Below are 13,764 nucleotides of genomic sequence, written 5' to 3' on the forward strand. Positions count from 1 at the left end.
CCCCATGACGGCCGCACGTACCTCCATCCCCGCCGACCGCCCCCAGCTGGGACTTCGCGAGCGGAAGAAGATCAAGACACGGACGGCGATCCGTGACGCGACCTACCAGCTGATCGAGGAGCAGGGGTACGACGCCACGACGATCGAGCAGATCGCCGAGCTCGCGGAGGTGTCGCCGTCCACGGTCTTCCGCTACTTCCCGACCAAGGAGGACATCGTCCTCACGGACGAGTACGACCCGCTGCTGGAGTCGGAGCTGCGGGCACGGCCGACGGACGAGCCGCCCATGGACTCCCTGAGGTACGTGCTGACGAAGGCCGTGGCCGCCGGGATGGCCGACGACCCCGAGGTCACCCGGGTGCGGACCAGGCTGATGGCCGAGGTGCCCGCCGTGCGCTCACGGATGATGGAGAGCATGTCGGTCACGAGCCGCCTGCTCTGCCAGGTCATCGGCGAGCGCACCAACCGGGGCCCCGACAGCTTCGAGGTACGCGTCTTCGCGATGTCCCTCATCGGCGGCCTGATGGAGGTGTCCCTCTACTGGGCCGAACACCATCACGAGGACGACTTCTCCGACCTCGTCGACCGCGCCCTGAACGTCCTGGAGCACGGGCTCGTGCCGCGAACCGAGTAGCGCGGGTTCGTCGAAGCAGAGGGAGTTGCCCTCCGCCCCTCGAACGGGGCGGAGGGCAACTCCCTCTCACGAAGGCAACTCCCTCTCACGAAGGCGAACTCAGCGCCCCAGTGCCGCCCAGTGCCGTCCGGAGTCGGTCGGCATCGGTCGTCGGGGCGTCACAGGTGAAGTTACGGCAGACATACGCGGTCGGTTCACCGTCGACGAGTGATCGGTTCGCGAGCAGCGGGAGTTCGTCACTGTCCGGAGCGCCCACGGCGACGACCGCGCCAGGTGCGGTGGCCAGCAGGGCGATGCGGTGGAGTTCCCTGGTGGCCGGGTCGTCGGCCGGTCCGACGACGGCCACCTCACGCGGCCCGTCGAGCTGGGCCTCGGCGGTGGCCAGGCCCCAGCCGATGAAACGCGGGACGCGCGGACCGAGCGCCTTCACCACTCCCAACGCCCTTTCCGCGGTGACCCGATGGGGTTCCGAGCCGGTCTGGGCCGCGTAGCCCAGCAGGGCTCCGGCGGCCGCGCTCCAGCCCGAGGGCGTGGCGTTGTCCGTCGGATCCTGCGGGCGCCGGATGAGCTTCTCGGCGTCGGCAGCGGTGTCGTACAGCGCGCCCGACTTCTCGTCGGTGAACTGAACGAGGACGTGGTCGAGCAGGAAACCGGCGAAATCCAGCCAGACACCCTCACCGGTCACCGAGGCCAGCGCGAGGAACCCCTCCGCCACATCCGCGTAGTCCTCCAGCACGCCCGCGGGTGCGCCGACCCGGCCGTCCTTGCTGGTACGGGCGAGTCGCGCGTGCTCGTCCAGGTGGAGGCGTACGAGAAGGTCGGCCGCCCCGAGCGCCGCGTCGACCAGGTCGGGCCGGTCGAAGTACGCGCCGGCCTCGGCCAGCGCGGCGATCGCCAGCCCGTTCCAGGCGGCGACGATCTTGTCGTCGCGGCCGGGGGCTGGGCGGCCGTCGCGCGCCTCCTTCAGCCGGGCCTTTACGGACTCGATCCGGTCGGCGTCGAACACGCCCTCGTGCTGCGGCAGTTGCAGGACGGAGGCGCCCTCCTCGAAGGTGCCCTGCTCGGTCACGCCGAAGTAGTCGGCGGCGAGTGCGGCGTCCTGCTCACCGAGCACCTCGCGCAGCTGCCGCGGCGTCCACACGTAGTAGGCGCCCTCGACGTGCTTCCCGGCGCCGTCGTCGCTGTCGGCGTCGAGCGCGGAGGCGAACCCGCCCTCGTTCGTCCGCAGTTCACGGACCATGAAATCGGCGGTTTCCAGGGCGACCCGGCGGGCGAGGTCCGACCCGGTGGCTCGCCACAGATGCGCGTACACCCGGCACAAAAGCGCATTGTCGTACAGCATCTTCTCAAAATGGGGCACGATCCACTCACGGTCGACGGAGTAGCGGGCGAAGCCGCCGCCGAGCTGGTCGTAGATACCGCCACGGGCCATCCGCTCACAGGTGTCGGCGGCCATCTGCAGCGCGCCCTCGGCCCCGGTGCGCGCGTGATGCCGCAGCAGGAACTCGACAGCCATGGACGGCGGGAACTTGGGCGCCCCGCCGAAGCCGCCGTGTGCGGCGTCGTATTCGCGGGTGAGGCCGAGCAGCGCCTGCGCCAGCTCGCCCTCGCCCGGCACCTGCGCGTCGCCGAAGCCGATCTCCCGGTCGGCGAGGTCGCGCACGATCTTCCCGGCGACCTCGGCGACCTCGTCCCGCCGGTCGGTCCACGCGCTGCGCACGCCTTCGAGGACCTGCCGGAAGGAGGGGCTGCCGTGCCGGGGCTCGGGCGGGAAGTAGGTGCCGAAGTAGAACGGCTCGGCGTCGGGCGTGAGGAAGACGGTCATGGGCCAGCCTCCCTGACCGGTGGCCGCCTGCACGGCTTCCATGTAGACCGCGTCGACGTCGGGCCGCTCTTCGCGGTCGACCTTGACGCCGACGAAGTGCGCGTTGAGGTAGTCGGCGGTCTCCTGGTCCTCGAAGGACTCGTGGGCCATTACGTGGCACCAGTGGCACGCGGAGTAGCCGACCGACAGCAGCACGGGTACGTTGCGCCGCGCCGCCTCCGCGAACGCCTCTTCCCCCCACGGCCACCAGTCGACCGGGTTGGTGGCGTGCTGCAGCAGGTACGGCGACTGGGAGCTGGCCAGGCGATTCATACCGGCATCGTCGCACGCCCCGGACTGTGACGGGTGGCCACCCGAGCTCGGCGCAGGTCGCGGAGCCAGACGTGTTCGGCCCTCACCTCTCCTCCTGGCCGGCACCACGCCTGTCCCACCGACACCACGCCTGTCTCAACAGATGCGCCCTCCGCCCTCTCCCGGCAGACGGGCCTATACCCGGCGGTGGCGCAGCTTGTTCAGAACGTCTATCGGGAGGTGTTCGCCGCGGTGGTGGCCGCTTCGGGGCCGGTGAACGGGGTGGAGCTGACGCGGGCGGTGGGCCGGGAAGCGGAGATCAAGAACGAGGTGGAGAAGATCCGGCACCGTGCCTACGCGGCTGGAGAAGTGGGGCTTGCTGGTGCGGGAGAAGGACTGACGGTTCATGCCTGAGCCCGGAGCAGTCGGCCGGGACGCTTCTCCGGCCAGGCGCCGGGACAGTCTGATCGCGGCGGCCCACCACACCATCTGGGCGTGGTGGTCGGGGCGGCGTTCGTGGTCGCGGTTGAGGCGGCGTGAGCGGGCCAGCCAGCTCGTTGGGTCGGCCGCGCGGCGAGGTGCGCCTGCCGTGGCAGGCCCTTTTCCGCACGGCCTCCCGCCGAACCGGACATGATGGCGAGCTCAGGCGGTGGTTACGGCGACTACGTCGACGGCGTGGCGGCGGTGTGCTGCGAAGAGGTCGAGGGCGGTGCTGGTGTCCCGGGCGCGCAGCGCGGTGACGAGTCCGTGGTGCTCGCGCGGGATGCAGTCGAGGTAGCCGGCAGTGCTGCGGCCGATCCGGGTCAGCAGGAACAGGTGGACCTGGCACCGTATGCCGTCCCAGGCGTCGGCGAGGCGCTGGTGTCCTGCGGCGGCGAACACCGCGTCGTGGAAGGCGATGTCCAGGCGCACCATTTCGTGTGCGTCGCCGGCTCGCTCCATCATGTCGGCCGTCTTCGCGATGGACGCGAGATCCTCGTCCGAGGCGTGGGCGATCACCTGGTGGACGGCGAGGTCCTCCAGTGCGCCGCGCAGGCTGTCGAGTTCGGCTACGTCCTCGGCGGACAGCGTCGTCACCGTCGTGCCCCGGTGCCAGGCGCAGTGCACCAGTCCCTCGCGCTCAAGGAGCCGTAGCGCCTCGCGCACCGGGCCGCGGCTGACGTCCATCTCGCCGGACAGTTCTACCTCGCGCAGCTGCTCGCCCGGGGCATAGGCCCCGTTGAAGATGGCCTCGCGGATGCGGTCAGCGACCTCGTCGGCCAGACCCCGGCGGCGGGCCGGGGCCACCTTGCCCTGATCACTCATGTCCGAATTGCACCTCCTCCACCAATGGCCTAATGTTAACATTCGAACGTTGTCGTAATGTCAACATTAGGACAAGTCGAGCAGGATCGCCCACGGGCCACTCCGCTCCCGGCAGGAAGGCAGTGTCATGACCGTTCTCGACTCCCCGATCCCCCGCTTTCACCTGGCCGTTCCGGTCGATGACCTGGCCGCCGCGCGCCGCTTCTACGGCGACGTCCTAGGGCTGGAGCAGGGTCGCAGCGCGGAGACGTGGGTGGACTGGAATCTGCTCGGCCACCAGTTCGTCACGCACCTCGCGCCGGGGCGCGCGCAGCGCATACACAACCCGGTCGACGACCACGACGTCCCGGTGCCGCACTTCGGTCTGGTCCTGACGGTCGAGGCGTTCCAGGAGCTTGCTGAGCGGCTGCGGGCGGCGGGCACCGAGTTCGTCATCGAGCCGTACGTGCGTTTCGCGGGCCAGACGGGCGAGCAGTGGACGATGTTCCTCCTCGACCCGGCCGGCAACGCACTGGAGTTCAAGGCGTTCGCCGACGACTCCCAGGTGTTCGCCGTCTGACCGGCGGTCGGCACCATCCACCCCCGCACGCGAAAGACGGGACGAGCTCATGAAGGTGTTCCAGATCGGCGCCGCCGGAGGAGTCGGCTGCCGCCTCGCTCAACTCCTCACCCAACGCGGTGACCTCGTGACCGGCATGCACCGCCGGCCCGCTCAGGGCGAGACCGTACAGGCGGCCGGCGGGACTCCGGTGATCGGTGATCTCATCGCCGACTCGGTCGACGACCTGGCCAAGAAGATGCGCGGCCATGACGCCGTGGTCTTCTCGGCCGGCGCACACGGCACCGGTCAGGACAAGACGACCCTGATCGACGGCCGCGGTCTTCAAAAGGCCGCCGACGCGGCCACGCTGGCCGGGGTGTCGCGGTTCGTCCTCGTCTCGGTGTTCCCCGACGCGCTGCGCGACGGGACACGTAGTGAGGGCTTCGAGCACTACATCAAGGTCAAGAAAACCGCCGACGTCTATCTGACACGCACCGACCTGAACTGGCTGATCGTCCGTCCCGGAACCCTCCTGGACACCCCCGGCACCGGCCACGTCACCGCCGGTCCTGCCGTCGAGTACGGCGACGTGCACCGCGACGACGTCGCCGCGTTCCTCGACGCCGCCCTGCACGCTCCGGCCCTCAGCCGCGTGATCGTCGAGCTCACCTCCGGTGACACCCCTGTCGCGGACGCCGTCACCCGCCTCACGGCCGCCTGAGCTCACACCCGCATCTCAACCACAGCACCATCAGCAAGGAGAAGCACCATGACCGCCATCGATTCCTACAGCCACGACGTCTCCGGCGAGAAGGAGTTCGGGTTCGCCCAGGCCATCAAGGTCGGCGACACCATCTACGTCTCCGGGCAGCTCTCCCACGACGAGCAGGGCAACTTCCTCTACCCCGGCGACTTCGACGCCCAGCTGAAGCAGTCCTACGCCAACTTCGAGAAGGTGCTCGCCCACTACGGCGCCACCCGTAACCAGGTCGTCTCCGAGACCCAGTTCATCGTGGACCTGCCGAAGTACAACATGGCGATGGCTGCGGCGAACCTGGCCTACTTCGGCGACCACCGCCCCACCAGCAGCACGATCGGCGTCGCCACGCTGTTCTTCCCCGGACAGCTCATCGAGGTCAGCTTCGTCCTCGACACCCGTCTGCCGGCCTGATCATGAAGGTCGTCATCGCCGGAGGACACGGCAAGGTCGCCCTCCTCCTGGAGCAGCTCCTGACCGAGCGCGGCGATGTGGTCACCGGCCTCATCCGCAACCCGGCCCAGGCCGAGGCGCTGGAGAAGGCCGGGGCCCAGGCCCGGCTCGTGGATCTGGAGAAGGCCACCAGTGACGAGGTCGCCCGGCATCTGACGGGTGCCGGCGCGGTGGTGTTCGCCGCCGGAGCGGGCCCCGGGAGTTCGGTGGGCCGTAAGGACAGCGTGGACCGCGGCGCGGCGATCCTGCTGGCACTGCTCGACGAATCGCGGCTGACCGGCCGGACCGTCGAGGTCATCGGCGGCAGCACTCCCATCGCGGACGCCGTGGCAGCCCACGCCGCCCACTGACCCGCCCACTCCGCGTCTCCCCTCATCTCCCCCTCGACGCCGTTGTCCCGGCCGGCGATGCCCCACCTGAAAGAGAAACACCGTGAGTACTCTGTTCACCCCCCTCAAGCTGCGCTCCCTCCAGATACCCAACCGGGTGTGGATGTCGCCGATGTGCATGTACTCCGCCGCCGCCACGGGCCCGGAGACCGGCGCGCCGACCGACTTCCACCTCGCCCACCTGGCCTCGCGCGCTGCCGGAGGCGCGGGCCTGGTCATGGCCGAGGCCACCGGGGTCCGCCCCGACGGACGGATCAGCCCCTGGGACCTGGGCCTGTGGAACGACCGTCAGCAGGAGGCGTTCGCCAGGATCACCCAGGCCATCAAGGCGTACGGCGCCGTCCCGGCCATCCAGCTCGCCCACGCCGGCCGCAAGGCGTCGGTGGACAAGCCCTGGCTGTCCGACCGGTACGTGCCCCAGAGCGAGGGCGGCTGGCAGACGGTGGCGCCCAGCACGGTCGCGTACGACGGCCTGCCCGTCCCGCACGAGCTGACCGTCGCCGAGATCCAGCAGCTTGCAGCCGACTTCGCCGCCTCCGCCAAGCGCGCCCTGGCCGCCGGCTTCCAGGTCGCCGAGGTGCACGGCGCCCACGGCTACCTCATCAACTCCTTCCTCTCCCCGGTCTCCAACCACCGCACCGACGCCTACGGCGGCAGCTTCGAGAACCGCATCCGCTTCGCCCTGGAGGTCGTCGACGCGGTGCGCGCCGTGTGGCCCGCCGAGCTGCCGGTCTTCTTCCGCACCTCGGCGACCGACTGGCTGACCGAGAACCCCGAGGACCCCCGCGAGGGCTGGACCGGTGAGGACACCGTCCGCCTCGCCAAGGAACTGACCGCTCACGGCGTCGACCTGCTCGACGTCTCGACCGGTGGCATGGTCCGCGACGCGAAGATCGTCGCCGGGCCGAACTACCAGGTGCCGTTCGCCGCCCGGGCCCGCAACGAGGCCGGCATCCCCACCGCCGCCGTAGGCATCATCACCGACCCCCACCAGGCCGAAGAGATCATCACCTCCGGGCAGGCGGACGCCGTCCTGCTCGGCCGTGAACTGCTGCGCGACCCCTACTGGCCGCAGCACGCCGCCCTCGCACTCGGCGCCGAGCCGCGCTGGCCCGACCAGTACGCCTACGTCGTCAAGCGCCGCAAGCACTGACCCCCGCCCAGCTCCGCACCGGCCGTCCAGCCCTCACCAGGGGCCGACGCGCTGCCCCTGTCACTGGGAGATCCCCATGAACCACCTTGAAGGCAAGGTCGTCGTCATCACCGGCGCCTCCTCCGGCATCGGCGCCGTCAGCGCCAAGGCACTCGCCGCCCGCGGCGCCACAATCGTCGCCGCCGCCCGCGGCCAGGAAGCCCTCGACCAGCTGGTCACCGACATCGAAAAGGCCGGCGGAACGGCCGGCGCCCGCCTCACCGACGTCGCCGACGCCGCCGACGCCGCGGACATGCAGGCACTGGCCGACTTCACCGTCGACACCTACGGGCGCATCGACGTCCTCGTCAACAACGCGGGCCTGATGCTCTTCTCGTACTGGAAGGACCTCACGCTCCAGGACTGGAACCGCATGATCGACGTGAACATCCGCGGCTACCTCAACGGCGTCCACGCCGTCCTGCCGGTGATGCTGCGCCAGAAGTCCCCCAGGCCGCCCAGGAACTCAACGCCATCGCCATCAGCCCCCAGGCCGTCGCCGACGCCGTCGTCTACGCCCTCGACCAGCCAGCCGACGTCAACGTCAACGACCTGATCATCTCCCCGACCAGCCAGAACTGGTGACACGGGGCTGTCCCGCGACCACGCGGCTGCCCGAGGCCGTGTTCGGCGGGATAGGTAGGTTGGGTGACCGTCTAAGGAGATGCACGATGCCCGAGCGCCGCAGAGTCCTGTTCGTGACCGACCTCGCCTACCCGGCCCGGGGGCGACGCTACTGCGACGAGGACATCTTCCTGACCTCCCGACTGCGCGACGGCTTCGACATCGCCCTGTGCCACCCGCTGGATGCCGCCGCCCTGATGGACGCCTTCGACGTGGTCGTGGTCCGCAACAGCGGGCCCGTGCTGCACTACCAGAAGGAGTACGACGCCTTCCGGGAGCAGGCCATGGTCCGTGGCATCCGGGTCTACAACCCGCTGTCCGGCCGCGGCGACATGGCCGGCAAGCAGTACCTGCTGGACCTGACCGCCGCCGGATACCCGGTCATCCCCACCATCGACCGGCCCGAGGACCTGCACCTGCTGCCCGAGGCAGGCCAGTACGCGGTCAAACCGAAAGCGGGCGCGGACTCCATCGGCCTGACCTTCGTGCCCCGAGAGCAACTGAGCGACCTGGCCTACGGCGACATCCTGGTCCAGCCGCGCATCGACTTCCGCTACGAGGTGTCCTTCTACTACGTCGACGACGCCTTCCAGTACGCCCTTCACGCCCCCGACCCCGAACGGCGCTGGGTCCTTGAGCCCTACGAGCCCACCGACGCCGACCTGGCCTTCGCCCGGCGCTTCATCGACTGGAACACCCTCGACCACGGCATCCAGCGCGTGGATGCCTGCCGCGCCCAGGAAGGCGAGCTACTCCTCGTAGAGCTGGAGGACCTCAACCCGTACCTGTCCCTGGACCTGGTCTCCGACCGGACCCGTGACGCGTTCGTGGCGAGCATGACGGCATCCCTCCACCGGTTCCTGGACTCCCAGCCCCGCAGCTGAGGCGGCATACGGGCCCTGAAGAGTGCTTCGCTCAAGGTTCGATGTCATAGGAGTGCCTGGGCTGGAACGCAGAGTGAGCCGTACGATCTGGGGAGATTGTGACGTCTGCCCTGGCGTACGGCTCTCTCGCACCGTATCTGCACTGGCCTCTCTCGGCCTGGCCCTCTTCTACGGAGTCGACCGCTCCACCGTCACCCGGGCCGTCCACGAGATCCGCCCACTGCTGGCGGTCCGTGGTTTCGCGGTGCCCGGCGAGGCCGGAGTACGCCTGCACACGCTCGCCGATGTCTTCGCCTACGCCGCCACGTGGGGTGTTGAACTGCGCCTGGACGGCACCGAGGTGCGGGTGCGGCGCCCGAAGGCGGGCAGACCGGGACGGTGCGCGTTCGTCTCCGGCAAGATGCGGCAGCATGATTGCCACACGCCGCCAGGTGAGTCAGGCCAAATGACCCACCTCGCGTCCGCTCCTACGTCAATGAACGAACAGGACGAGGGATCTCTCACACTTCGATGGCAGGAGAACTTGTTCCCGGGCCGTCAGCGGCGGGAATCAGGTCGGGCCATTTTGCTTTCAGGCCCTGGTCGATGAAGCCGATCATCCAGGTGAAGCTGTCATCGACATCGGCGTTGATCTGGAAACTGCCGATTGCTTCCAGCGTCGCGAATCCGTGCAGGATGCTGCGTAGCATCCGCAGCGCGTGGATCTCCTGATCGGGGTCCAGCCGGTATCCGTGCAGCATGGCCGCCCAGGAGGCAAGGACCCGGCCGACGGCCGGGGTCAGCGGGTCGTCGGGCCCGGTGGGGCGGGCAGCGTTGCCTGCCGCATACCGGCCGGGGTGTTGCAGCACGTACGTCCGCATGGCGTGTGCGCCGGCGGCGAGGGCCTCGCTGCCGGTCCGCCCCTGGATGGCATCGCGGATGGCATCCGCGACTTCGGTCATGGCCAGGACGGCGATCCTGTGAGCGAGGTCGGCCTGACTGGAAACGTGCTTGTAGAGCGAGGGCGTCTTGACCCCGAGCCGTTCGGCCAGCAAGCCCATGCTGAGCCGGTCGAATCCGATCTCGTCGACCAGCGCGGCCCCGGCCTCGGTGACCGACGCCGGGTCGAGCCCGGCCCTAGGCATTGCTCAGCGTCTTGGTCAGGAACGGCAGGGTCAGGGCGAGGACCTCGTCGGGGGTCTGGGCGTGTGGGTAGTGACCGGCACCCTCGATGACCACCAGTTCCCCGAGCCCGGCAGGCAGGTCGGCGACGATCTTCTCGCCCTCGGCCCGCGGATCGGCCCAGTCGGGATCAAGGCTGCCCTGGACGATCAGCACCGGGCAGCGGACGTTGCCCAGCTGGGCACCGGCGTCGGTCGGCGCGGTCTTGCACATGGCCTGCAGTGCCTTCATCCGGCCGGACTCGCTCATCTTGGCCTCGATCCGGCCCAGCTCGCCGGCCCAGTCGGCCGGCTTGCCCGGGTAAGCCAGGTCGAGGTACTTCTTCCAGGCAGACAGGCTTCCCAGGGCCATGGTCATACCCAGCTGGGTGGAACCGGCCCGGTAGCGCTTCACCCGCAGCAGCCCGCCCAGAGAGACCGACTGCTTGCGGGTGAACGGCGCCAGCTCGATAACCCCGGCGATCAGGTCAGGCGCGGTAGCGGCCGCGATCGTCGCCGCGCCGCCGCTGATCGACTGCCCCATGATCACGGCCGGGCCACCCAGGTGACGCACGAGCGCGACCAGGTCACCGGCGATGTCGGTACGGCTGTACCCGTCCCAGCCGAGGCTGGAGTCACCGCAACCGCGTATGTCAACGTTCGCGACCCGGTAACCGGCCGCAACCAGGGCCGGGACGACGAAGCGATAGGAGTGGCGACTGTCGCCCATGCCGTGCGCCAGGACGACAAGAGGGCCGTCCCCGGTCACGTCGTAAGCGATGGTGTTGCCCGCGATGTTCAGGTGCTCGGTCACGATGTCCTCCATGTGGCTAACTGCGTTAACTAAAAGCTAACGGCACTAGCCTTACCTGTCAACACGCCACCTTCCAGGCCCTGTTCAGGCTCGTGTACAGACCGCTGTTCACCTCAGGGCGGCCCAAGCCGTGGCGCGCCCAGCTCGTTGCGGACGGCTCCCATCTCCCCCTTGGTCCAGGGCAGGGTGGATATCGGGGTGGGCGCCCGACCCTGTCCGCGAGGCCGACCTTCACTTACCCCCGGCGCAGGTCTCGGGCGAGAAGCCGCTGCTGCCGCGTGAGGTCGACGAGAAGCTGGTTCCGTCGCACTGGCGCAAGGCGGTGTACGCGAACGTGGACCTGCCGCAGGGTCTGCTTCTGACGGGACTGCACTCGCCCGATCACTGAACTGCCGAGGGCCGCCAGCGCGTTCGGCAGCCTCAGCGGTGGTCAGCCTCCGACGGGCCGTCGGCCGGTCCCGCCGACGCTTGAAACGGGCCACCCAGCCCACCGCACACGGGAATTCCGCTCATCACTCACAGAGCAAGATCATCCCATAGCCCCTTTTGGCTCACCTCGGCGGCCGAACACATCAACTACGCTGTCGCTCGCCGCAGAACCCGGTGTCCACTCCAGGGGATCAACCTCATGCGCCCGCCTCCCCCGCGCGTTGACCCGAGCCTCAAGGACAGATCAGAATCATGCGTGTGCTCGTGGTCGAGGACGAAGAGGACCTTCGGTATGTGATCGCGGCAGGCCTGCGGAACGCCGGTTACGCCGTCGATGCCGTGTCCGACTGGCCCGACGCGGACATCATGCTCGACCTCGCGCCCTACAGCTGTGTGGTGCTCGACCGGATGGTGCCGTCCGGGGACACCCTGTACGCGCTCCAGGAGCGCCGTCGTCGCGGCTGGACCACGCCGGTTCTGTGTCTGACGGCCCTGAACGAGGTCCCGGACCGCGTGGACGGCTTCCGTTCCGGCGCGGACGACTACCTGGCGAAACCCTTCGCCATGGTGGAACTGGTACTACGCGTCGGCAGTCTCGTCCGCCGGGCGCCCGAGCGGCTGCCCGTACATCTGCGCCATGCGGACGTCGAGTTGGACGAGGCACGGCGCGAGGTGCGGCGCGCCGGTGTCCTGCTGTCCCTGACGCCCAAGGAGTACGCGGTCCTGCGCCAGCTCCTGCTGCACCGGGACGCGGTGGTCACTCGCACCGCCCTGATCGACCACTGCTGGGACGAGATGGCCGACCCCGTCTCGAACGTCGTCGACACGGTCGTCGCGGGCCTGCGGCGCAAGCTCGGCGCGCCCGCCCTGATCCAGACCGTGCGCGGTCACGGATTCCGGCTCACCGACGGCGCGAATCCGTCATGACGAAAGCCGTCACGACGAAAGATCCGGACGACGAGCAGCCCCTGAAACGTGCGCGCCGCGCGTCACGGCGTCCGTTCCTGCGGCGGCTGCTGAAGGCCCGGGGCGCCCGGGGCGCCGGCACGGCCCACGACACTCGGCCTTCGCCGGCCCGTAGGCGCCTGGGCCGTCTCCAGCGGCGGCTGACCCTGGCGTACGCGCTGATCACCCTGGCTGGGGTGGGGGCGTTGTCCTGGCTGGTGATCTACACGGACGGACGGTCCTGGCAGGCCGCGGAGTACGAGGACATGCGCCGCCGGGCAGCGGTGACCGCCTCGCTGGTCTACTACACCGACGCCGGGATCCAGCTCGACGGTCTGTACGACGACGAGGCGACCAGCGGCCGTTCCCAGGTGCTCGTGCTCCAGGCCCGCGGCGACGAACTGCGGCGCGTGTTCACCTCGCGCGGTTCTGTGCCGACTGCCGAGGCGGACACGATCGCCCGGGTGGCGCGCAAGGCGATGGCCCGCGACGACACCGTGCGCACGCAGAGCCGTACGAGTGCGGGACGCCCGCAGTACCTCCTGGCCCTGCCCTTCTACCACGACTCGACACAGAAGATCTCGGGCGCCGTGGTCGTGGTCGGTGACGCCATGAAGGGGCGGGCCGAACACCATCGGCTGGTGGTGGCGGTGCTGTCCGGTTCCGCGCTGCTGGTGCTGCTCGCGGCCGGCACCGGGCACGTGCTGTCCGGGCGGAGTCTGCGCCCGGCCTGGGAAGCGCTCGACGCCCAGGAACGGCTGCTCGCGGACGCGGCACACGAACTGCGTACACCGGTGGCGGTGATGCGCGGTTCCGTGGACATCGCGGACGCCGACCCGGACGGGCTGCACGCGCACCTGCCGCGCCTGCGGCGAGCCACGGACCGTATGACGGACGTCGTCGACAACATCCTCACCCGCGGCCGGCTCCAGGCAGCGAACACCTTCCGTCCCGTCCCGCTACGCCTGGACCAGCTCGTCGAACAGATCTGCGAGGAGCTGCCGCCCTCCCGGCACACGGTCACTCCGTACCTCGAACCGTCGGTGGTGACCGCCGATCCGGAACTGGTGCGGATCGCGGTGCGCAACCTGATCGCCAACGCGCTGCGGCACGGACGGACTCCCGGCGACCCGCAGGACCGGGCCGAGGTGGACATCAGCGTCCGGGGCGCGGCGGTGACAGTGGCCGACCGGGGCATCGGGGTGGATCCGGACGGCCTGCCCGGTCTGCTGGTCCGGTTCCGTTCCCCCGGCGGCGGTACGGGCATCGGGCTGTCGCTGGTCCGGGAGGTCGCGGCGGCGCACGGCGGGGACGTCACGGTACAGCGGCGGCCGGGCGGCGGATCGGCCTTCGTGCTCGCCCTGGGGCCGACACAGCGGCCGGCGGGACATCGCCGGGCACCGCGGCGCTCCCCGGATCCTGGTCCGGGTCCGGGTCCGGGTCCGGGTCCGGGTCCGGGTCCGGGTCCGGGTCCGGGTCCGGGTCAGGGTCAGGGTCAGGACCCCGCCTCATGAATTCCTCACGGTTCCCGGTCCAGGATGC

15 protein-coding genes and 1 pseudogene are annotated in these 13,764 nt (G+C 69.7%); 12 read left to right on the forward strand and 4 right to left on the reverse strand.

Annotated elements, in window-relative coordinates; all coding sequences use genetic code 11:
* The first annotated feature begins 4 nt into the window (after positions 1 to 4).
* Positions 5 to 634 (forward strand): TetR family transcriptional regulator, encoded by a 630-nt coding sequence (locus AB0D14_RS25805; RefSeq protein ID WP_362783194.1) that lies wholly within the window; start codon positions 5 to 7, stop codon positions 632 to 634.
* Between the two features lie 85 nt (positions 635 to 719).
* On the opposite strand, the gene AB0D14_RS25810 is transcribed toward AB0D14_RS25805, so the two are convergent.
* Complete coding sequence (locus AB0D14_RS25810) at positions 720 to 2,771, reverse strand: thioredoxin domain-containing protein (protein WP_362783197.1); 2,052 nt, start codon at positions 2,769 to 2,771, stop codon at positions 720 to 722.
* Positions 2,772 to 2,957: 186 nt separating this feature from the next.
* Here AB0D14_RS25810 and AB0D14_RS25815 point away from each other — a divergent pair, with 186 nt between their 5' ends.
* Positions 2,958 to 3,164 (forward strand): hypothetical protein, encoded by a 207-nt coding sequence (locus tag AB0D14_RS25815; protein ID WP_362783200.1) that lies wholly within the window; start codon positions 2,958 to 2,960, stop codon positions 3,162 to 3,164.
* A gap of 228 nt (positions 3,165 to 3,392) precedes the next feature.
* Here AB0D14_RS25815 and AB0D14_RS25820 read toward each other — a convergent pair whose 3' ends face one another.
* Complete coding sequence (locus AB0D14_RS25820; RefSeq protein ID WP_362783203.1) at positions 3,393 to 4,055, reverse strand: GntR family transcriptional regulator; 663 nt, start codon at positions 4,053 to 4,055, stop codon at positions 3,393 to 3,395.
* A gap of 127 nt (positions 4,056 to 4,182) precedes the next feature.
* Between AB0D14_RS25820 and AB0D14_RS25825 the strand changes: the two genes are divergently transcribed.
* The 8 genes and pseudogenes from AB0D14_RS25825 to AB0D14_RS25860 form a co-directional block, all read left to right on the forward strand.
* Positions 4,183 to 4,614, forward strand: coding sequence for a VOC family protein (locus tag AB0D14_RS25825; protein WP_362783206.1), 432 nt, complete (start codon positions 4,183 to 4,185; stop codon positions 4,612 to 4,614).
* A 49-nt stretch (positions 4,615 to 4,663) separates the two neighbouring features.
* A complete protein-coding gene (locus AB0D14_RS25830; RefSeq protein WP_362783209.1) occupies positions 4,664 to 5,317 on the forward strand; it encodes an NAD(P)H-binding protein in 654 nt (217 codons plus the stop codon).
* Positions 5,318 to 5,365: 48 nt separating this feature from the next.
* Complete coding sequence (locus AB0D14_RS25835) at positions 5,366 to 5,767, forward strand: RidA family protein (protein ID WP_362783212.1); 402 nt, start codon at positions 5,366 to 5,368, stop codon at positions 5,765 to 5,767.
* Between the two features lie 2 nt (positions 5,768 to 5,769).
* Positions 5,770 to 6,156, forward strand: coding sequence for an NAD(P)H-binding protein (locus AB0D14_RS25840; RefSeq protein WP_362783215.1), 387 nt, complete (start codon positions 5,770 to 5,772; stop codon positions 6,154 to 6,156).
* 82 nt (positions 6,157 to 6,238) lie between these two features.
* Positions 6,239 to 7,348 carry an NADH:flavin oxidoreductase/NADH oxidase gene (locus tag AB0D14_RS25845; RefSeq protein ID WP_362783218.1) on the forward strand — a complete coding sequence of 370 codons (1,110 nt, stop codon included), beginning with the start codon at positions 6,239 to 6,241 and terminating at the stop codon, positions 7,346 to 7,348.
* Positions 7,349 to 7,424: 76 nt separating this feature from the next.
* Complete coding sequence (locus AB0D14_RS25850) at positions 7,425 to 7,943, forward strand: SDR family NAD(P)-dependent oxidoreductase (RefSeq protein WP_362783221.1); 519 nt, start codon at positions 7,425 to 7,427, stop codon at positions 7,941 to 7,943.
* Between the two features lie 115 nt (positions 7,944 to 8,058).
* Complete coding sequence (locus tag AB0D14_RS25855; RefSeq protein WP_362783224.1) at positions 8,059 to 8,895, forward strand: hypothetical protein; 837 nt, start codon at positions 8,059 to 8,061, stop codon at positions 8,893 to 8,895.
* Between the two features lie 169 nt (positions 8,896 to 9,064).
* Positions 9,065 to 9,307 (forward strand): annotated as a pseudogene (locus AB0D14_RS25860) (IS5/IS1182 family transposase); the annotation flags it as partial.
* Between the two features lie 88 nt (positions 9,308 to 9,395).
* On the opposite strand, the gene AB0D14_RS25865 reads toward AB0D14_RS25860, so the two are convergent.
* Positions 9,396 to 10,019: a WHG domain-containing protein gene (locus AB0D14_RS25865; protein WP_362783227.1), complete on the reverse strand. Its 624-nt coding sequence runs from the start codon at positions 10,017 to 10,019 to the stop codon at positions 9,396 to 9,398.
* Positions 10,012 to 10,848, reverse strand: a complete 837-nt coding sequence (locus tag AB0D14_RS25870; protein ID WP_362783230.1) for an alpha/beta hydrolase — start codon at positions 10,846 to 10,848, stop codon at positions 10,012 to 10,014. Before AB0D14_RS25870 ends, AB0D14_RS25865 begins: the two co-directional genes overlap by 8 nt.
* A 681-nt stretch (positions 10,849 to 11,529) precedes the next feature.
* Here AB0D14_RS25870 and AB0D14_RS25875 point away from each other — a divergent pair.
* Together AB0D14_RS25875 and AB0D14_RS25880 are read left to right on the forward strand one after the other, a co-directional pair.
* On the forward strand, positions 11,530 to 12,204 hold the full coding sequence (locus AB0D14_RS25875) for a response regulator transcription factor (protein WP_362783233.1): 675 nt from the start codon (positions 11,530 to 11,532) through the stop codon (positions 12,202 to 12,204).
* On the forward strand, positions 12,201 to 13,736 hold the full coding sequence (locus tag AB0D14_RS25880; protein ID WP_362783236.1) for a HAMP domain-containing sensor histidine kinase: 1,536 nt from the start codon (positions 12,201 to 12,203) through the stop codon (positions 13,734 to 13,736). Before AB0D14_RS25875 ends, AB0D14_RS25880 begins: the two co-directional genes overlap by 4 nt.
* Positions 13,737 to 13,764: the final 28 nt, after the last annotated feature.

This window comes from Streptomyces sp. NPDC048484, from assembly GCF_040651415.1.
GTDB lineage: Bacteria > Actinomycetota > Actinomycetes > Streptomycetales > Streptomycetaceae > Streptomyces.